This is a genomic window from Streptococcus parasanguinis (genome assembly GCF_001578955.1).
In the GTDB taxonomy this organism is placed as follows: Bacteria; Bacillota; Bacilli; order Lactobacillales; family Streptococcaceae; genus Streptococcus; species Streptococcus parasanguinis_U.
The window spans coordinates 154,581-175,359 of the sequence record NZ_KQ969691.1 but is presented as its reverse complement, the minus strand read 5'-3'; the positions used below and the strand labels follow the sequence as shown (position 1 = coordinate 175,359).

The 20,779-nt window shown below is 41.4% G+C and carries 18 protein-coding genes; all 18 read left to right on the top strand.

The genetic code is table 11. From position 1 onward, the window contains the following. A partial coding sequence (gene essC / locus SPADD19_RS12835; RefSeq protein ID WP_241496540.1) for a type VII secretion protein EssC occupies positions 1-2,476 on the top strand: 2,476 nt, incomplete at its 5' end. 12 nt (positions 2,477-2,488) lie between these two features. Continuing rightward, positions 2,489-2,842 (top strand): TIGR04197 family type VII secretion effector, encoded by a 354-nt coding sequence (locus SPADD19_RS07615; RefSeq protein WP_061455699.1) that lies wholly within the window; start codon positions 2,489-2,491, stop codon positions 2,840-2,842. Continuing rightward, positions 2,842-3,198, top strand: coding sequence for a DUF3958 family protein (locus SPADD19_RS07610; RefSeq protein WP_003004384.1), 357 nt, complete (start codon positions 2,842-2,844; stop codon positions 3,196-3,198). The genes SPADD19_RS07615 and SPADD19_RS07610 overlap by 1 nt, the downstream gene beginning before the upstream one ends. Position 3,199: 1 nt before the next feature. After that, positions 3,200-4,774 carry a hypothetical protein gene (locus SPADD19_RS12830; RefSeq protein WP_241496539.1) on the top strand — a complete coding sequence of 525 codons (1,575 nt, stop codon included), beginning with the start codon at positions 3,200-3,202 and terminating at the stop codon, positions 4,772-4,774. Between the two features lie 13 nt (positions 4,775-4,787). Then, positions 4,788-5,654: a phosphatidylinositol anchor biosynthesis protein PIGW/GWT1 gene (locus tag SPADD19_RS07600; protein WP_061455698.1), complete on the top strand. Its 867-nt coding sequence runs from the start codon at positions 4,788-4,790 to the stop codon at positions 5,652-5,654. Further along, the gene (locus tag SPADD19_RS07595) at positions 5,644-5,946 is read left to right on the top strand and encodes a DUF4176 domain-containing protein (RefSeq protein WP_061455697.1); all 303 of its coding nucleotides are present in this window, start codon (positions 5,644-5,646) and stop codon (positions 5,944-5,946) included. Before SPADD19_RS07600 ends, SPADD19_RS07595 begins: the two co-directional genes overlap by 11 nt. 293 nt (positions 5,947-6,239) lie before the next feature. Further along, positions 6,240-6,794 (top strand): hypothetical protein, encoded by a 555-nt coding sequence (locus SPADD19_RS07590; protein WP_061455696.1) that lies wholly within the window; start codon positions 6,240-6,242, stop codon positions 6,792-6,794. A 9-nt stretch (positions 6,795-6,803) separates the two neighbouring features. Next, positions 6,804-7,343: a DUF3592 domain-containing protein gene (locus SPADD19_RS07585; RefSeq protein WP_061455695.1), complete on the top strand. Its 540-nt coding sequence runs from the start codon at positions 6,804-6,806 to the stop codon at positions 7,341-7,343. 17 nt (positions 7,344-7,360) lie between these two features. Next, positions 7,361-7,888 carry a hypothetical protein gene (locus SPADD19_RS07580; protein ID WP_061455694.1) on the top strand — a complete coding sequence of 176 codons (528 nt, stop codon included), beginning with the start codon at positions 7,361-7,363 and terminating at the stop codon, positions 7,886-7,888. A 231-nt stretch (positions 7,889-8,119) separates the two neighbouring features. Further along, positions 8,120-8,677, top strand: coding sequence for a type III toxin-antitoxin system ToxN/AbiQ family toxin (locus tag SPADD19_RS07575; protein ID WP_061455693.1), 558 nt, complete (start codon positions 8,120-8,122; stop codon positions 8,675-8,677). A gap of 183 nt (positions 8,678-8,860) precedes the next feature. Further along, positions 8,861-13,255, top strand: a complete 4,395-nt coding sequence (locus tag SPADD19_RS07570; RefSeq protein WP_061455692.1) for a PolC-type DNA polymerase III — start codon at positions 8,861-8,863, stop codon at positions 13,253-13,255. A 354-nt stretch (positions 13,256-13,609) separates the two neighbouring features. After that, positions 13,610-13,732 carry a hypothetical protein gene (locus SPADD19_RS13090; protein WP_257375148.1) on the top strand — a complete coding sequence of 41 codons (123 nt, stop codon included), beginning with the start codon at positions 13,610-13,612 and terminating at the stop codon, positions 13,730-13,732. Between the two features lie 64 nt (positions 13,733-13,796). After that, positions 13,797-15,107 carry a DUF262 domain-containing protein gene (locus SPADD19_RS07565; protein ID WP_061455691.1) on the top strand — a complete coding sequence of 437 codons (1,311 nt, stop codon included), beginning with the start codon at positions 13,797-13,799 and terminating at the stop codon, positions 15,105-15,107. After that, the gene (locus SPADD19_RS07560) at positions 15,101-16,963 is read left to right on the top strand and encodes a DUF262 domain-containing protein (protein WP_061455690.1); all 1,863 of its coding nucleotides are present in this window, start codon (positions 15,101-15,103) and stop codon (positions 16,961-16,963) included. The genes SPADD19_RS07565 and SPADD19_RS07560 overlap by 7 nt, the downstream gene beginning before the upstream one ends. Positions 16,964-17,064: 101 nt before the next feature. Further along, positions 17,065-17,328: a type II toxin-antitoxin system RelB/DinJ family antitoxin gene (locus SPADD19_RS07555; protein ID WP_009732165.1), complete on the top strand. Its 264-nt coding sequence runs from the start codon at positions 17,065-17,067 to the stop codon at positions 17,326-17,328. Then, positions 17,321-17,599 carry a type II toxin-antitoxin system YafQ family toxin gene (locus SPADD19_RS07550; protein ID WP_003016081.1) on the top strand — a complete coding sequence of 93 codons (279 nt, stop codon included), beginning with the start codon at positions 17,321-17,323 and terminating at the stop codon, positions 17,597-17,599. Before SPADD19_RS07555 ends, SPADD19_RS07550 begins: the two co-directional genes overlap by 8 nt. Positions 17,600-17,616: 17 nt before the next feature. After that, positions 17,617-17,766 carry a hypothetical protein gene (locus SPADD19_RS12065; RefSeq protein WP_164905863.1) on the top strand — a complete coding sequence of 50 codons (150 nt, stop codon included), beginning with the start codon at positions 17,617-17,619 and terminating at the stop codon, positions 17,764-17,766. A 150-nt stretch (positions 17,767-17,916) separates the two neighbouring features. Next, positions 17,917-20,769, top strand: coding sequence for an AAA family ATPase (locus SPADD19_RS07545; RefSeq protein ID WP_061455689.1), 2,853 nt, complete (start codon positions 17,917-17,919; stop codon positions 20,767-20,769). Positions 20,770-20,779 lie beyond the last annotated feature (10 nt).

Sequence of the window (20,779 nt, the reverse complement as noted above, 5' to 3'; positions counted from 1 at the left end):
CCATGAAAAAGCTCATGGACCACACGGTTTGATCGCGGGGACAACTGGTTCTGGTAAGTCTGAAACCATTCAGTCTTATATCCTGAGCCTGGCAGTCAACTTCCACCCACATGATGTGGCTTTTCTCCTCATCGACTACAAGGGTGGGGGAATGGCCAATCTCTTCAAGGATCTGCCTCACTTGCTTGGGACCATCACCAACTTGGATGGTGCCCAGTCCATGCGGGCCCTAGCCTCTATCAATGCGGAGATCCATCGTCGGGAGCGCCTCTTTGGTCAATATGGGGTCAACCATATCAACCAATACCAAAAGAAATTTAAACTGGGTGAAGCGACCGAACCGCTGCCTCACCTCTTCTTGATCAGTGATGAGTTTGCCGAACTCAAGGTCAACCAACCAGACTTCATCAAGGAACTGGTCTCTATCGCGCGTGTCGGGCGTTCCCTCGGGGTGCACTTGATCCTTGCGACGCAAAAACCTTCTGGGGTCGTGGATGACCAGATCTGGTCCAACTCCCGCTTCAAGCTAGCCCTCAAGGTGGCAGACCGTGGAGACTCCATGGAGATGCTGCGGACGGCAGATGCGGCTGAAATCACCCAGACCGGTCGTGCCTACCTTCAAGTCGGGAACAACGAAGTCTATGAACTCTTCCAAACCGCCTGGTCTGGAGCAGACTACCAGCCTGAGAAAGACCAGCTAGGGATCGAAGACCACACCATCTACTTGATCAATGAACTGGGCCAATACGAAGTCCTCAACCAAGACCTTTCCGGTCTGGATATGGCAGAAGAAATCAAGGAAGTGCCAACAGAGCTGGATGTCATCGTGCAGGAAATCAACCACTTGCACCAACAAGAAGGCATCGCAGCTGTGGCTCAACCGTGGTTGCCACCCCTCAAAGAGCGGATCACGCTGGATGAGTTGGACAAGGTCGTGCCGATCGAGGCTTGGCAAAAACGGACAGCTCCAAGTGTCCTGATTGGGGTTGCCGATATCCCGCAAGCGCAAAAGCAAGAAGCAGTTGCCATCGATCTGTCAAAAGATGGGAATATCCTCCTTTACGGAAGTCCAGGTACAGGAAAGACCACTTTCCTCCAGACAGCTGCTATGGATCTAGCGCGCAAGCAGAGTCCAGAAAATCTGACCATGTACCTGCTGGATTTCGGAACCAATGGTCTGGCACCCTTGACTCAATTGCCACATGTGGCCGATAGCTTGCTACTTGATCAGACGGAGAAAATCCAGAAATTCATCCGAATCATCAACCGCGAGTTGGATCGCCGCAAGAAGCTCCTCTCTGAGCATGGTGTCGGCACTATCGCCCTCTACCGTGAAGTGACTGGTAAGCAAGAGCCAACCATGGTCATCCTCATGGATAGCTATGAGTCGATGAAGGATGAGCCTTATGAGACAGACCTCTTCAAGCTCTTCATGCGGATCTCTCGTGAAGGTCTCAGCATTGGTGTGCACTTGATCATCACAGCTAGCCGTCAGAACAACCTACGAGCTCAGCTCTATTCAAACTTCAAGCACCAGCTGACCTTGCCACAAAATGATATCTCTGAGATCCGTGGTATCGTGGGAGCAACCCCACTAGCATCTACGATGGAAGACATCAAGGGTCGGGCACTCATGAAACGTGACGAAGTCGATGTTGTTCAGTTCGCCCTACCAGTCGCAGGAGACAATGATATCCAAATCATCAACAACCTCCGCGACCAAGTCCAAAGTCTCAAAGAGATGTGGACAGGCCGCACTCCAGCAGGCATCCCAATGGTGCCAGATGAGTTGACAGAAGCAGCTTTCTACGGACGTGAGGATGTGAAAGAGTCTATGGAAAATCTAGAATTTCCAATTGGACTTGACTTTGAAATGGTCAAAACGGTCAAGATTCCATTTGATCGCTTGAAAAATCTGGTATTTATGGCGGACTCTCCAGAATCACTGGAAAATCAGCAAAAACATTTGTTAAATACAGCACTTCAATTTGGATCAAAATTACATATTATGCTGGTGGATCCATTAGAAGAATGCGTTGCTTATAAGGATAAAGTTTCTACTTATATAAGTAGCAGTCAGGAAATTTCTGAAATTGCTAAACAATTAATATATGAGGTTGATCGACGTCTTGAAAAAGATCTGTATTCAGATTGGTTGATCATGATGCCAACTATTAAGGCAATTGTTGATCAAGGACTCATAGAAAAAGATCTACGCTATCTATTTGACAATGGACCACGAGTTGGTATGCACTTTGTAATAGGAAGCGAGTATGCCTATCTTGGAAATAACATCAATGAAGTACCGAAATATCTCAAGGGAAATGCTCAATGGTTTATGATCGGTATGAGATTGATGGATCAAATGTTCCTTGATAAGCCTTATAATAATCGAGAAGCGCGTCTTGCTTCAGATGAAATCTACTTGCATGATCGCAAGCAAGCTATTAAACTTAAAATCACCAAGAATGGATAGGGAGGTAACTATATGACACCAATACAGAGTAGAGAAGAAGTCGCAAGTTCTATCGCTTCAGGAATAGCGCGTGCAGCAGGAAGTATAACATCAGCTGGTACCGTCACATTAGATGGATCGAGTGAGTATCCTGGAAATAGTACAGCAGCACAGAAAATTCCAGAGGAAGCCAACTATGCAGCCTCAATTAGTGGTGTGCTAAATGATTTTGTAGAATTGATTCATGGGGTTGCGGCAGAATTTGTAGCCATGGATAGTAATATCGCGTCCAACATCGATGCCAATACATCTAATTTACCAGAAACCAGTGCAGCTCCTGGTGAGAGCGGAGAGTTTGTACCAAATTCGGGATACTTTGCAGAATAATGAAACCAATCACCTTAGAAGAGATCGATAAAAAGAAGAAAAACATTGCCCAATCGCTCGATCAGCTGAACTTAGAAAAAAGGAAAGTGGAGAGAGCAGAAAAGGAAATGTTTGAACTACATCGACAAAGCTTAAAACCTCTTCGTCAGATCTTAACGCTGCCCATATCTTCCAAAGACTACCAAGTTTATGAAAATCTAATCGTGAGTGTAGAAGGCATAGGAGCTATGGTTGAAGAATGGTCTGAAGGACGAAGAGCGGATATTAAGAAGCGAGAAAATCAGCTGGATGAGCAATTAAATGAACTCTACCACGCTAGAAAGAAACTATTAATAGAACAGGAGTCGAAAAAGTAATATGGTCAAAATGGTATTAGGATCATCGGATGCACAAGGACAGACCATGTCTTCCGTTGGAAAGGCTAGGGTAACAGCCTATAACTCAGCTGTCACAGCTCTCTCTAACTTTAATGGAGCGGGTGATTTGCAAGGGAGCGCCTATGATTCAGGAAAACAATACGGAGTTAGTGTAATCACGCCACTAATTAAAGGGGCAATCATGTATTCGGAGTACCTCAGCGAAGCCGTACCAAAACTTCCCTCAAAATATCGGTCAGAAGTTGGGGACGAAGATCTGGACTCAGCCGTACTTGAAAGTGAAATTCAAAGCCTTGAAAGTAGTATTAGTAGCCTTAGAGGTACTTTTCGTGCTATGGAAGGTAGTGATCATGCGGATAAGAGTCTCCTGCAAAATATATCTTCTCGTATGGATAGCTTAACGTCTCAAAAAAATGAGAAGTTGGATAAACTTCGTAAGCTGAATCAATTCGCGGGAAGTTCCAATGAAGTTTTCTCAGGAGAAGGTGCTAAGAGCATGGACACTGTGGTGAAAAATCTGGCATCTGGATTGAATATGATACAGGGGGATTTTGCAAGCTTCGGTGGGACTTTTCCTAAACATTCTCAAAAGACTCTGGCTTGGGTCAAGAGTATCGAAGGCGAATGGGATAAGAAAGCCAAGATTGATGAAGATTATCAGAAGGTTCTTGAGAAAATAAAAGACGGGAAAGAGCTTAATGAAGATGACGTTAAGAAAATCGATGCTTATAAGAAGAGATATTCGAATAGGGATCTACCGGAAAATGTGAACAAGGCTTTAAATAAATATGATGAGAAAATAAAAGAAATTTCTAAAAATGAACAAAATTATTATAAGGAAGCACAGAAGTTAATAAAAGATGCAAAGGATAGTGATTTATATCAACGGATATCCATGCTTTATAAGCTTTATCCCAAAAACTTTGTAGAAAAATTGTTGAAAAATAAAGAAATTGTCGGATTAATTGATGCTTCTAAAAACAGAGAACAAATTTACGGATTATTAAAAAAATATGGGGAATTTGGCGAAGCAACTTTAAGCATTGGGAAATGGAAGTTTTCTACTAATTCAATTGGGAAAGCAATTGATAATTTTAATAAGGGATTAGGATACGTACTCCCTTCAAGTGCAATTAAACAAACAATAACCGATACAGTTAAGAATTCGAAAATTTATAAAGAATTATCAAAAAATGCTTGGCTCGGAAAATCAGCAAAATTCTTGGGAAAAGCCGGTACTATTTTAACTTACGTAGATTTGGGTACTACCTTCGTTGGTAGTGCGGCCCAAGAATTTTCTGACTCTAAACACTTGGGAAAAGCTGCGGCGGTTGGTACAATCGATACAATTAAATCAATTGGACCTTTGGAGGGTGCGACGATTGGTTCTGCTTTTGGTCCTTGGGGGACTTTAATAGGAGGAAGTATTGGTACAGTAAATATGGTAGTCCAATGGTTTAAACCGGATCTATATAAAGATTTAAAAAATTATGTCAAGGAAAAAATAGATCCTGGTAGTACAAAAAAGAAAGTTTCAGGAATTGGAGCATTTTAACGGAGTGTCTTAAATGAAGAAATCAATCTTTAAAGCAAACTTTTATGAGAGTCGTCGTTTGCGTCATGATGGCTTCATCGATTATATGGTTCGAGAAGCAAATAGTCGCAGTTTATACACTAAAACTTTCAGTTTAACTAGAATCATATTTTCTTTTCTAGGTGCATTGATAATGTTTGGACTCTCTATCTTTATAGAATCAATAATGAAAGATCCGAATCCAGATACACCAGTTGAAACATGGAAAATAAATTTTTATCCAGTCTGGGTATTTTGCCTTTGTTGTTTTTTATGGTTTATCGCTTGCAGAATCAATTTATGGAAAAAGTATCCTGCCAACCTTCCGTATATTACAACTCTCAATGCGAATTTATATGTTTTCTGGATGGTGCTAGCTTTTAACTTATTTTTTATTAGTATTTTAGGGAAATTTCTCACAGTTATTGGGTTAATCTTATTCTATTTATTAACCATCTTGATTCTATTTTTTATCATACGAATTAGAATGACATCACTCAAAACTCGTCTTTATGGAGTACAAGATAGCAGTATGACAATCAGACAGAGAAAGTTTATACATATTTTTACATTGGGAGGTAGCGGAATCGTAGCAGTCTGGATGACCCTGAAACTTTTGTTCCCTACGATTGGAGAAATTAGAACTGATTTTTGGGGGACATTATCTATTATTGGTATCTCTTTTGCTTTTAACGTAATTATTATAGGTGCATTATTTGTATTGTTTTTACCCCATTCACTGTATGGTTACTATCGAAATAAATATTCAGAAGAGTATCGTGAATTCGAAGGAAAATCTCTGGAAGAGTGGTATGGGAAACGTTATTTAAAAAAATATGGAGGAAAATTAAATGGAAAATAAAGAAGTATTGCCGCTGGGCAGTGTTGTAGTATTAAAAGAAGGCATTCAAAAGTTATTGATTGTAGGACGTGGTGTAATCTATAATGATACCGAATCGAATGGTGAAAGATTTGCAGATTATGTGGGAGTGCTTTATCCAACTGGTCTTGATCCGGAGGCGACAGTATTTTTTCAATCTGAAAATATTGATGAAGTATTATTTAAAGGATATTCAGATCAGGATGAAGAAAGATTTATTGAAATATATAAAGTCTGGGAAAAGGATACCCTTTCAAAGTATAAAAAAGCTTAATTGATTCAAATTATTTAATTTATCATTCATTAGTTATTGAAAATACTATAATATAACTAAATTTTTAAACCACCTTTGGGTGGTTTTTTATCTTGTGGTAGTATTTTTCCCTTAAAATACATTTCATTTTAAGGGGAAAGACAATTTTTAAGGGTAAATGTTATAAATGAGAAGGAGAGGGTAGTGACTCATTCCTATGTCTTTCCCCAACTTGCTCTTCAAACTAATTTCCGGTATGATAGTAAATAATGTTTTTTAAATCTAACTCAATCATAAAAGAAGGGAAATGATCCATGAAAAAGATGATGGTATTACTGGCGAGTGTGCTTGTTTTAACAGCCTGTGCTCAGCCGAAAAAAGAGGCTAAGGAGTCAACCGCAAGCAAAACAGAGCAAACTACAAAGGCTTCCTCGTCTGCTAAAGAGGAAAAGGGCTTGAAATTTGTAGTCGCGCCTCAATTCGAAGGAAAGACATCGGATTTGATGGAACTGGGGAAAAAGTTAGTTAAAGAACATCCGGAAGTTGGCGATCAAGGGGATATCACTGTGTATTATACAGGGAACACCTATACTGTAGAGCAACAGGAATATGCAGTATTTATGTTGGTCAACAAAACGACAACGAATATTGACCATGATGCGACCTTTAAAATTAGCTGGAGTTATGATGGCCACTCGATTTATCAAGATCAAGTGGTCCAGTATAGTCTATCGAACAACCCTAAGTTACCAACCCAATCAGCGACTCTCTTATTGCTTCCTTTGACAAGTGAACAAAGCTCGATCGTAGAGAAGATATCGGATGAAACGAAGATGAGTTTGAGCATCACGGACATTATGATGAAGTAGGTGATGGGTATGCCCGATATCAGAATACTTCTAGTCATTGCTGTGGCTGTTATTGGATTTCCTTTGTTTGAAGTACTCTTTTTTGGACACTTTTATAGAAGAGAAGTTAGGATTAAGACTCTCTCTTCAAAGAGTATTGAGGGAGTGGTAGTTGGCTATAAGAGGGCACAAATTGTAGCGGCTCCGATTGTAGAATATAGAGTGGATGGTCAGACCTATCGAAATAGCCTGAAATATTATTGGGTGGTGCAGGCAACACTTCCTTGGAAAACGAATCAAAGGGCTAGCGACATCGATTTGATGGCGCAAAGGATAACTATCTACACCAATTCTACAGTCTCAAAGGGCAATCTTTTTCAAGATGCTTTTCCACTGGGATCGAAGATGACGGTCTGGTATAATCCAGCCTGTCCAAAAGAATCATACGTTGAACGCTATAGTGGGCTAGATAAATCTTATAAGCGGGAAATGTGGATTGGAATCTGGATGTTAATTTTATCTCCTATTTTAGCAGTTGTGGCCATCGTCATGGGGATGCATTATAAATAATGAACGAGGAGTAACCGATGTCTAAAGATACTTATTTACAGCTGAAGAAAGAATTTTGGATGCGTTTTGCTTTTAATGTGGGGATTGCAGGGATCGGTCTTGTGTTATTGATCGTTATGATCTTCAATCAATCGCGCTATATTCCCTACTTGCTTGTGGTTATGGGGATGATTTCCTTAATGAACCAAGTCTTGGTCATGCCGACCAAGGCTAAGAAAGATGCCTTTGAGAAAGAGCATCCGGAGTGGAAGGAGGTGTCGGTCAAAGGCGTCAAGGTTGACTCTCAGGAACAGTCAAAACGCTATGGGGTGAGCCTGATCGCGTTGCTCGTGGTCGTTGGGGCTTTCTTTGCCTTGTACCGTCCAACCCTCCATGCGCAAAAAGAGCAAGAGGAGAAAGTGGAAATCCGTCAGAAATTGCAGCCAGCTGTGGAGAATATCCGAAAGCAAGAACAAAGCTCGAGAGAAGCGGTCCAGTCTCAGATGAAAGACTTGTTGCGGACACCAAGTTCCAGATCAGAAACAGAAGCAACAAGTGGGGAATGATCAGTCTGATAGACTTTCGTTGAAACTGATCTTCGACGAAATACGTTGACTATTTTAGTGATTTGTGATATCATAATATTACAAAAGGTGATACCATACCTACCTAAAGTTGGCAAAACATTAAGGTGATACCATACCTACCTAAAGTTGGCAAAACATTAAGGTGATACCATACCTACCTAAAGTTGGAACAATCCCCTTTCATAAAGGGGTTTTTTAGTAGGGAGAATAATGACAGAATTTAGTTTTCACTTTATTTCAGACTCGTACATAAATTATCTTCGTAAAAAGGAACCTCATATTCAAGAGAATAAAAAAGGAACTAGACCATATTTGGTATTAGGTGTAGCTATAAATGGTTTGGAATATTATATTCCATTCTCGTCTCCAAAGTTTATCGAAGATGAAACAGGCGAAATTACTTATAGTGCTCCTAAAATCCATAAAAATTTATTTCATACTTTATCAAGAGTGAATAGTGAAGGAGAAGTTGAATATTTAGGTAATCTACTCATTAATAATATGTTGCCTGCTCCCCTAACAGAAGTAGATTTTATAGATTTTAAAGAATTATTTGCAACAGATAAACAATACGCAATACTATTATCTAAACAATATGATGTAGTAAAAAATGATATAGAAAAGATAGTTGCTCAAGCTTTAAAGGTTTATAACATGCGAGTAGGGGTAGGACAGCTATCGGATTTGAATCCGTACCAAACCTTGATAAAGAATCAATGTTGTGATTTTCAATTATTAGAATTAATGAAATCAAATTATGAAAAATGATAATGATAAAATGAATAAGCGAATCACCGTCCTATCGGTGATTTTTTCGTCTTCACTTCTCCCTCGAATTAATCCTTAAATTGTGATAAAATAAGGGTTACGAATGTTTTTGAATGGTCTGTTTTTACATAGAAAGTAGGCTACTCAAAAGCGAGCAAAAGAATCAAGATCAAGGGAGAAACAATGTCCAACACCTTTGAAATTTTAATGGATCAGCTGGATATGCCGCTGGAGATGCGATCTTCCAGTGCCTTTTTGCATGCGGAGATTCAAGAAGTCGTGGTGCATAAGGTCAGTCGGGTTTGGGAGTTCCGCTTTGCTTTTGCGGAAGTCTTGCCGATTGCTTTGTTTAAGGAATTGCGCCAGCGCTTGAAGGATGAATTTTCAAAGACAGGAAACCAGGCGACCTTTACCATCCAAGTGGCTAATCAGGACTTTTCTGCGGATTTATTGCAGGCCTACTACCGTGAGGTCTTTGAGGATGGGCCTTGCGCTAGTCAAGGCTTTAAGGGGCTCTACCAAGACTTGCAGGTGCGCGCGGAAGGGCAGGAATTGATCATCTCAGGGCCTTCTTCGGTTGATACGGAGCATTTTCGTAAGAACCATTTGCCCAACCTTGCCAAGCAGTTGGAAGCCTTTGGTTTTCCGCATTTCACCTGTCGGGTGGAGTCTGATGAGGAGTTGACAGAGCAAGAAGTAGCGCGCTTTGAAGAGGAAAATGAAAAGATCTTCCAAGCAGCCAATGAGGAGACTTTGCGGGCTATGGAATCCTTGGCTCAGATGGCTCCGCCACCAGCAGTCGAAGAAAAGCCGGTCTTTGACTTCAAGGCTAAGAAAGCGGCAGCTAAACCTAAGCTAGACAAGGCCGAGATCACTCCGATGATCGAGATTACGACAGAAGAGAACCGGATTGTCTTTGAGGGTGTGGTCTTTGACGTGGAGCACAAGGTGACGCGGACTGGTCGGGTCTTGATCAGCTTTAAGATGACCGACTATACCTCGAGTTTTTCCCTTCAGAAATGGGTTAAAAATGAGGAAGAAGCCCAGAAGTTTGACATGATCAAGAAGAACAGCTGGCTACGGGTGCGGGGAAATATCGAAATGAACAATTTCACGCGCGACTTGACCATGAATGTCCAAGACATCCAGGAAGTCGTCCATTATACCCGTAAGGACCTGATGCCAGAAGGTGAGCGCCGGGTGGAATTTCACGCCCATACCAATATGTCGACCATGGATGCCCTGCCGGAAGTCGAAGAGCTGGTTGCCAAGGCAGCGGAGTGGGGGCATAAGGCGGTGGCCATTACCGACCATGGCAATGTGCAGAGTTTCCCGCATGGCTTTAAAGCAGCTAAGAAAGCTGGAATCCAGCTGATCTATGGGATGGAAGCCAATATCGTAGAGGACAAGGTGTCCATCACCTATAACGAGGTAGATCTGGACCTCAATGAAGCAACTTATGTGGTCTTTGACGTGGAAACGACGGGACTTTCAGCCATTTATAATGACTTGATCCAGGTCGCCGCTTCTAAGATGTACAAAGGCAATGTCATTGAGGAGTTTGACGAGTTTATCGATCCAGGCCATCCTTTGTCCGCCTTTACGACCCAATTGACAGGGATCACCAATGAGCATGTCCGGGGTGCCAAGCCCTTGGTGCAGGTTTTGAAGGAATTTCAGGCCTTTTGTGAGGGAACGGTTCTCGTTGCCCACAATGCCACCTTTGACGTGGGCTTCATGAATGCCAACTACGAGCGTCATGGGCTTCCCAAGATCACCCAGCCGGTCATCGATACCCTGGAATTTGCCCGCAACCTCTATCCAGATTTTAAACGGCATGGCTTGGGACCATTGACCAAACGCTTTGGGGTAGGCTTGGAGCACCACCACATGGCCAACTACGATGCGGAAGCGACGGGACGCCTGCTCTTTATCTTCATCAAAGATGTCGCTGAAAAGCATGGGGTGACCAATCTTAAGGACTTGAATATCGATTTGATCGATGAGAATTCCTATAAGAAGGCGCGGGTCAAGCATGCGACTCTCTATGTCAAGAATCAGACTGGCCTTAAGAACATGTTTAAACTGGTCTCTCTTTCTGGGACCAAGTATTTCGAAGGAGTTCCACGGATTCCCAAGACCGTGCTGGACGCCCACCGCGAGGGCTTGATCCTCGGATCGGCCTGCTCAGAAGGGGAAGTTTTTGATGCGGTCATGTCGCAAGGTGTGGATGCGGCAGTCGAAGTGGCTAAGTACTATGACTTTATCGAGGTTATGCCACCGGCTATCTACGCACCTCTCATTGCCAAGGAGCAGGTCAAGGACATGGACGAGCTCCAGACCATTATCAAGAGTTTGATCGAAGTGGGGGATCGTCTCGGCAAGCCTGTTCTCGCGACAGGTAATGTCCACTATCTGGAACCGGAAGATGAGATCTATCGGGAGATCATTGTCCGTAGTCTCGGTCAAGGGGCTATGATCAACCGGACCATTGGGCACGGAGAAGATGCCCAGCCAGCGCCACTGCCAAAAGCGCATTTCAGAACCACCAATGAAATGCTGGATGAATTCGCCTTTTTGGGAGAAGACTTGGCGCGCAAGATTGTTATTGAAAACACCAATGCACTTGCCGAGACCTTTGAGCCGGTCGAAGTGGTCAAGGGTGACCTCTATACGCCATTTATCGACAAGGCCGAAGAAACGGTTGCAGAATTGACCTATAAGCGAGCCTTTGAGATCTATGGTAATCCGCTCCCTGATATTGTCGATCTGCGGATTGAAAAGGAATTGACCTCTATTTTGGGGAATGGCTTTGCCGTGATTTATCTGGCATCGCAAATGCTGGTGCACCGTTCCAATGAGCGGGGCTACCTGGTTGGATCGCGTGGATCTGTCGGATCTAGCTTTGTCGCGACCATGATCGGGATCACCGAAGTTAATCCGCTCTCGCCTCACTATGTTTGCAGCCAGTGCCAGTACAGTGAATTCATCACCGATGGTTCTTATGGATCTGGTTTTGATATGCCAGACAAGGATTGTCCAAACTGTGGGCACAAGCTCAGCAAAAACGGGCAGGATATTCCTTTTGAAACCTTCCTCGGTTTCGATGGAGACAAGGTACCCGATATCGATTTGAACTTCTCTGGGGAAGACCAGCCGAGTGCCCACTTGGATGTCCGCGATATCTTTGGGGAAGAATATGCCTTCCGGGCAGGAACGGTAGGTACGGTCGCAGCTAAGACTGCCTATGGTTTTGTCAAGGGCTATGAGCGTGATTTTGGCAAGTACTACCGCGATGCTGAGGTCGAACGCTTGGCTCTCGGTGCGGCTGGGGTCAAACGGACGACCGGTCAGCACCCGGGGGGAATCGTTGTTATTCCAAACTATATGGATGTCTATGACTTTACTCCGGTCCAGTATCCGGCAGATGATGTGACCGCTGAATGGCAGACCACTCACTTTAACTTCCACGATATCGATGAGAACGTCCTCAAGCTCGATGTCCTGGGACATGATGATCCGACCATGATTCGCAAGCTCCAAGACTTGTCAGGCATTGATCCGAACGATATCCCTATGGATGATCCAGGGGTCATGGCCCTCTTTTCTGGGACAGAAGTGCTAGGGGTGACAGCCGAGCAGATCGGAACGCCGACGGGAATGTTGGGGATTCCAGAGTTTGGGACCAACTTTGTTCGGGGCATGGTCGAAGAGACCCATCCGACGACCTTCGCAGAGTTACTTCAGCTCTCTGGTCTGTCTCACGGTACCGACGTGTGGTTGGGAAATGCCCAAGACTTGATTAAGGCAGGCATTGCCGATCTATCGACCGTTATCGGGTGTCGGGACGACATCATGGTTTACCTCATGCACGCGGGTCTCAAGCCTAAGATGGCCTTTACCATCATGGAGCGCGTGCGGAAAGGGATGTGGCTCAAGATCTCAGAAGAAGAGCGCAACGGTTACATCCAAGCCATGAAGGAAAACAATGTCCCTGAATGGTACATCGAGTCCTGTGGGAAGATCAAGTACATGTTCCCTAAAGCCCATGCGGCGGCCTATGTTATGATGGCCCTTCGTGTGGCCTACTTTAAAGTGCATCATCCACTTTATTACTACTGTGCTTACTTCTCGATTCGGGCCAAGGCCTTTGACATCAAGACCATGGGTGCAGGCCTTGAGGCCGTGAAAGCGCGGATGAAAGAAATCTCTGAGAAACGCAAGAACAACGAAGCTTCCAATGTAGAGATTGACCTCTACACCACCCTTGAGATTGTCAATGAGATGTGGGAGCGGGGCTTCAAGTTTGGTAAGCTAGACCTCTATCGCAGTCAGGCGACAGAATTCTTGATCGATGGGGATACCCTGATTCCACCATTTGTCGCTATGGATGGTCTGGGAGAGAACGTTGCCAAGCAAATCGTGCGAGCGCGTGAAGAAGGAGAATTCCTCTCTAAGACCGAGCTCCGGAAGCGCGGCGGTGTTTCGTCCACCCTGGTTGAAAAGATGGATGAGATGGGCATTCTCGGCAATATGCCAGAGGATAACCAGTTGAGCCTCTTTGATGATTTGTTTTGATGGATAAATAATTTTTATTCAAAAGCTATCACTCTTAGATGAACAAAAGTCATAATTACATGACGTAGTAACTGATTGATTTAGTTGTTCGTTTTCTAAGTTTGGAAGAATGTTACAATACCTTTTAAGGGGTAGGACAGAACGAAATTTACTAAAAATCGTACTGTTTTACTCCTATTTTTATATACTTGTATTCTTAAATAGAGAAAGTGTATTGCAGTTGATCTTGAATTGAGAAAAATAATATTATATTCTACAGAGATAATATTGATTTTACAGTTTGTAAATGCTATACTATCTCTAATAATAAATTGTTAATATATAATTAATAAAAAGTTGAAAGGTGATGGAGATATGACTGAATGGATTGTTATTGATCAGTTTGGGAATATGATTGCACAAGGATTTTGGACAAAGGAAGCGGCAGAACAGTATTCAAAAAATATTCCTAATACAAGTGTTATTCAAAAGAATTAGCCACTCTTAACTACAGATTCATATGAATTTGTAGTTTTTTTAAAATACGATAAAGGCGGATAAAATGAGTATTCAATTTACTTCTAAAAAGGTTGGTGAACTATTGAAAGAAGAGGATTTGCGAATTCCTTCTTATCAAAGACCTTATAAATGGAACAGAAAGCATATACGTAATCTTTTTTATGATTTACGAGATGCTATGGGGAAAAAGGAATATCAGGTTGGTTCTGTTATCTTGCATGAAAATGATGGATACTTAGATATTGTCGATGGACAGCAACGGCTAATTTCTATTTCCTTGTTTCTTCATTCATTAGAAAAGTCAAAGGATTATGAAGGCGCTAATCAACTTTTAGGTGCTGAATTTGGAGAGATATCCTGCTATCATGCAAGTGAAAATTATAACGAGTGGGAAAATTTAATTCAATTGGTTGGTACAAGCCAGGCAAAAGATATTTGCGAATTTTTATTGGAAAATTGTTCTATTTCTTGTATCATCATGCCAGAGGAACGTTTGGCAGAAGCCTTTCAATTATTTGATTCTCAGAATAATCGTGGAAAATCTTTAGAACCTCATGATTTACTCAAAGCCTACCATCTGCGTCAACAAGACTCAGAAGATGAAAAAATTGTTGAGAAATGGGAGCAGTTTGTGGAAGATGACGATTTAAGTTTGAAAGATCTATTTGATAAGCATCTTTTCCGTATGAGACGTTGGTCTAGGGGAGAAACAGGACTAACTAACAAGCGTTATGGTTCTTATCTGCGTTTTACAGAAGATTTTATTGACGATTTTAAAGGTGTTGATTTAAGTCAAAATTTTCCATACCTAGAATTATATCGTCATATTGAAAATTTTCCTATGGCAATTACCATGCCAATCATTGATGGAAACAAATTTTTTGAGTATATTGAATCTGTCCATGAAACTATTAAAGAACATAAGAATTTGTTAAACGAAAGGTTAGGTTTCCCTGATGAGGCTGTGAGGGAAGAAAATGGTTCAGATTACCCAGATGGTATGTTGAAAATTTACAACAGTTCAAAAGGACGCTATCTCAAGTGCCACAATCTGTTTCTAAATATTTGTTCGCTTTTTGCAGAGAGATTTGGAAAAGATGAATTATCAAAGGAAATAATAGAGACCCTTTTTATTTGGGCTTACTATCCCCGTGTGAAGTCTCGAGCCATATATGACGCTACTGTAGGAAACTACGCTGCAGGCGGGAAGTTCAGACAAAGAGAAGTTCAAAAACTATTTCAAGTTTTAGCCCATGCTGTAACTCCGAATGATTTCATGGTTAAGATAGATAGAGAATTATTTGAAAATTATACGATGGAACAAATTATAGAAGAGGAAAAAGATAAATGGTAGAAACACATATAAGCTTATCCGTTAACCGTTTGTTAAATGAAGATACCTATGCCATTCCTCTTTATCAGAGAAATTTTGCTTGGACTTATGATGAAATTGAGCAGTTATTGAACGACGTAGCAGATGCTTTTCAAGAAAAAGAAAATAGAGACAATTATTATATTGGAACATTAGTTGTTAATAAAGAGAATGACATTTTCAAAATAATAGATGGTCAACAACGAACAACCGCTCTTAATTTGATTGCTTTAGCTTTGAAGCATGAGTTTGGTTTTGATAGATTGAAAGCTATCAATCTTACCTTCCCAGCTAGGAGGAAATCAAATGAAAATATTCAAAAACTATTTACTAAGCAAAAAATTTCTGAGGACGATGAAAATGAATTAACTAGAGGGTACAGACATGCTAAAGATGCCTTGAAAAAAGTGCTAGGAGAGCGTCAACTTGATACTCAGTCTTTCGTTGATTATCTTTTTGATAAAGTTATTATTTTTCGGAGTATACTTCCTGAAGATTTAGACTTAAATCTTTATTTCGAACGTTTCAACTCTCGTGGAGAACAACTAGAGGCTCATGAGATTCTCAAGGCGCAAATGATGGCTAAATTCGGTACAGATCAAGAAATGGCTCAAAAGTTTGCAAGAATTTGGGATGCCTGTGCAGAGTTTGATAAACCGGTATTAAAAGCTTTTCAAATCCGAAGCAGACCAAATAATACTGATGAAGAGGGAGAGAAAATTTTTGGAGAAAAATTTAATACCTTCAAATTGGAAAGTGTATTTGAGAAAATAAATGTAAAAAAAATTGAGCAACGGAGTTTACTAGATACAATTACTCAGACAAAATATGAAAGCAGTAGCTTAGTAAATAATGGAGCAGACATTTCAAATTATACGACTGTAATTGATTTTCCAACTTTTTTGCTTCAAGTGTTTTTTATCATGGAAAGAAGTAATGAAACTACATTTGACGATAAAAAATTATTGAAAATTTTTGAAATTGAACGACGAGATAGAGAATGGATCCAACAATTTGGGCAACTACTTCTGACTATGAAGAATATATTTGATACGTTTATCGTAAAAAATGTCCAATTAGAAAATGAAACAGAATGGCAAATCAAACGAGGTCAGTATGAGACATATCAACGAAATGATAATGGAGGATGGAGATATGTTCGAATTAATTTTCAAAAAAATACTTTTGACAATTTAAACAAAAACATTATTCTTCTTCAATCCATGTTTGCTGTGACTTTTACTGCTAATCGTGATAGTCGTTGGTTATATGAGATTTTACAATTTCTCTACAGACATATTGAAGAACTAAATGATCAAGACTTCGGTGTTCATTTTAAGGAATTTCTTGAAAAAATGGCAGTGAGATATGCAAAAGAAAGATTGTTTACCGAGGAAAATATTATTAAGACATATGGTGATATTCCTGTTTATGCATTCAATTTTGTTGATTACATCTTATGGAAAAACCGTGAAGAATTAGGAAGAAAGTATAAAAGTATAAAATTTGATCAGTTTAAATTTGCATATCGTCGTTCTATAGAGCATTGGTTTCCACAACATCCAAATAGTGATGAAAGAGTTGAGAAAATGGATGATCAATTCTTACACTCCTTTGGAAACCTTTGTATCATTACAGATAGTCAAAATTCGAAATTTGGGAATTTAGTTCCGAGTGCAAAATATAAACAGTGGGAAGGAATTTTTGATCGTCAGAGTTTAAAATTACAAATAATGGCTAGCATAACAGAAAAAACTAAATGGGAATCGGATCAAATAAAAGGATTGGAAAAAGAAATTTTACCTATGGTCAAAAAATTTATAGGAAGTAAGTTATAAGAATTACCTTGAATATCAATTTTAAGTTGCTGTTGTATATCCAATGAATTTACAATAGCCTTCTTTTTTGTTAAAATAAAAGATAGAAAGAAGGTGAGAAGATGTCAAAGACGAGCATGAGTATCCGTTTGGATAGTGAGGTTAAGGAGCAGGCCCAACTGGTGTTCAATCATTTGGGAATGGATATGACAACAGCTATCAACATTTTCCTTCGTCAGGCTATTCAATATCAGGGCTTACCTTTTGATGTTCGATTAGACGATCACGGGAAGTTGCTCCAAGTCGTAACGGATGTAGAGCAAAATCGGAATATGAGTCAGCCCTTTGAATCGGTCTCAGACTTGATGGAGGACTTGCGTGCTTAAGATTCGTTATCATAAACAGTTTAAAAAAGATTTTAAGTTAGCAATGAAGCGTGGTTTGAAGGCAGAACTGTTAGAAGAAGTTTTGAATTTTCTGGTTCAAGAAAAAGAACTTCCTGTCAGATATCGTGACCATCAATTGACCAATTCCAAGCATTTCCAAGGTGTTCGGGAGTGTCATATCCAGCCGGATTGGCTTTTGGTTTACAAAGTAGATCAGGATGAATTGATTTTAAACTTGCTGAGGACAGGAAGTCACAGTGATTTGTTCTAGAAACAAAGGAGGAGAACATGAAGTTAGAAATTTTTGCAGAAGACAAACCAGCTGAAAAAGTCTTTGAGTACAAGCTAGAAGTGGCAGACAATGTGCTGCTCCTTTCCATTGCCATGCTCTCAGGAGTGATTGCTCTAGCCAGCTTGTTTTCAGCCTTGAAAGATTAACTGACAGCCTCTATTTTCCTTTTGAAAATAGAGGTTTTTCAGTCCTTTCAGATCTGATAAGTGTTTTCTTTGGTACTGGATTGTGTTACAATTTTTAGTAACAAGTGTTTATAACAAGGAAACAGAAAAGATGAAACAAAGGAGAAGCGCGTGGCAAGATATTTAGTAGGGCCTTACAACAATAGTTGGAACTTTATGGATGCGCTTGAAAAAGCGCAGGATGGAGATACCATCGAATTTGAAAATGGGTATGTGTTTCAATGGCCGACAGATGAGGTAATTGTGATCAACAAGAGCCTTCATTTTGTGGGGCATGTAGTTCCAAATCCAAATGGTAATGGGCGCATGTTTAACAACACGATTGAGGCTTCTTTCCGATTTGTAGAGGGAGCTCAGGTGACATTTGAAGATCTGTGGTTTAAAGTTGGTGGGAACTATACTGCCTTGATCTTATGGAATGAGTCAGCTATCACCTGTAAACAGGTCTATTTTGAAATCACCACTCCGACAAATAGTGAATTTTTTATCTATATGGATACGCATTCGAAAATGACATTGGATGGAGTTGGGATGAAGGTTCCGGAAAAACACCAAAGTGTCATCGGAATGTCAGCATCAGAATTGTCCATTCAAAATTCAACGATTTTTTCTAAGATAGATCTATCAGAAGGTTCCAAGTTGACCTTAGAAAATGTCCATATTGAAAAATTTGGGAATAATACGATCCATGCCAAGGACTCAGAAGTGATCGCAAAAAATTCAACGATTACAGGCGGGGATCTGGAAAAGGACTTTCCACCAGTTTGGTTGAGGAATGTCATCTGGGAGTCCGAAAACTGTAAAATTGAGCTGCCTACCGGTACTGGGGTCTGTCTTGACAATAATGTTCAATTCAATTCGGATTCGGATCGTATTACCTCTATCAATTCATTCAATAGTACGGTCCGAGCTCACCAGGCTACATTTTCAGAATTTTTATGCGTCTATGAAGAGTCCTTTGCTTCCCTGACTGGGGAAACGACCTTCTTGAATGAGAATGCCCAAACCATTTCGTTTGGCGTTTTTGATGATGGTGTGCTGATGGCTGAGCATATGATTTGTCATAAGATTGCGGATCCTAATATACGGCTTCAAGGTGGAGCCTTTGTGAAGGTGGGCACCGTGACCTATAGGCAGGGCGATGCGCGTGATCTGACCAAGGAAATCGAGGATGACTGTGACTATCTTATTAGCAGAGAAGTGGCGAAGGGCAATGCGCAAGTCGTTCCTACGGGACAGGCGACGGATGCAACGGTGGCTCCAACTACCGCAAGAGACTCTGGACCAGAGAAGAAACAAGATGCTCTTCAAGAACTCAATAGCCTGATTGGTCTTGAAAAAGTCAAACATGAGATCAAGAAAATGATCAACATGGTGGAATTTAACAAGAAACGAATCGCCAGTGGCAAGACACCTGAAAAGCAAACCTTGCATGCTGCCTTTATGGGAAATCCTGGTACAGGGAAAACGACTGTGGCCCGTCTGTTGGGACAAGTGCTCTTTGATGCAGGTGTCCTCTCAGGGGAGGAATTCCGTTTCGTGGAAGCAACGGAGTCCGATCTGATATCTTCGAATATTGGAGGAACTGCTGAACAGACCCAAGCCCTGCTTGAAAAAGCGCGAGGAGGCATCCTTTTTATTGATGAAGCCTATAGCTTGGATAAAAAAGATAGCGGTGCGGATTTTGGGATCGAGGCGATCAATACCATCCTCAAATTTATGGAGGACAATCGCGATGACATCATGATTATCTTTGCCGGCTATACCAAGGAAATGGAAGAGTTTTTAAAGACTAATCCAGGCCTTCGTTCTCGGGTGCCAAATAATTTCATCTTTGAAGATTTCACAGGAGATGAGATTGTCCAACTGGGTGAAATGATCCTAAGCAAAGGAGACTACAAACTCGAAGACCGGGATTACTATGCGCGGCATGTTAAGCGGGCTTATGATGGCTCGCTAGATAAGAGCAATGGTCGCTGGATCCGCAACCTGGATGAGCAATTGACCAAGACCATGGCGGATCGGGTGGTGGCCCAAGGTTCCGACGATATTGAGACCATCCTCAATAGCGATATTGATGCTGTTCTTAACCAAGGTAAGTATCAAGCAGGAGCCGACAAGGAAGAAGATGGGATGGCTGCCCTCAACCGTTTGGTTGGAATTGCTAAGGTGAAAGAGCAAGTCGAACAATTCGTGGCCATGGCTGAGTTCAACCAAAAACGGGCTGAACAAGGTGGCATCGTTGAAGATACGACCTTGCACTCTCTCTTTCTTGGAAATCCTGGTACAGGGAAGACCACCGTGGCCCGCATTTTGGGCAATATCCTCTTCCAAAAAGGAGTTATCAAGCAGAAGAAATTCATCGAAGTTTCGCGGAGCAATCTGGTTGGAGGCTACCAAGGTCAAACAGCCTTGAAGACGCGTGAAGTTTTGGAGAGTGCACTGGGTGGAGTCCTCTTTATCGATGAGGCCTATACGCTCTATACCGGTTTAAATGACGATTTTGGGAAAGAAGCCTTGGACGAAGTCCTCAAATTTATGGAGGACCACCGCCGCGATATCGTCATTATCTTTGCTGGTTACACGAAAGAGATGCACGACTTCTTGCAGGTCAATTCAGGTCTACAAAGCCGAATCCCGACTACATTTGATTTTGAAGACTACAGCCCAGATGAGATCGTGGAGATCGGTCTGTTAGGATTGCGTAAGCAAGGTTACCAAGTCAATGAAGCTCTTTATGGAGAGATTGTGAAAGGAAATTATATGCGTGCCAATGACCATAGTAATGGTCGCTGGGTTCGCAATCTTAATGAAAAACTCTTGCGCCAAGTATCGACTCGGGTAACCCGTGAAGGTAGTACAGACTACAATTCGATTTTGGATCAAGATTTGGAAGCCTTGAGAGAGAATAACAGTTCTGAACAACCCCATACCGTGGATGATCAAGGCTATGTTCTTCCTTAAGCTAGAAGGG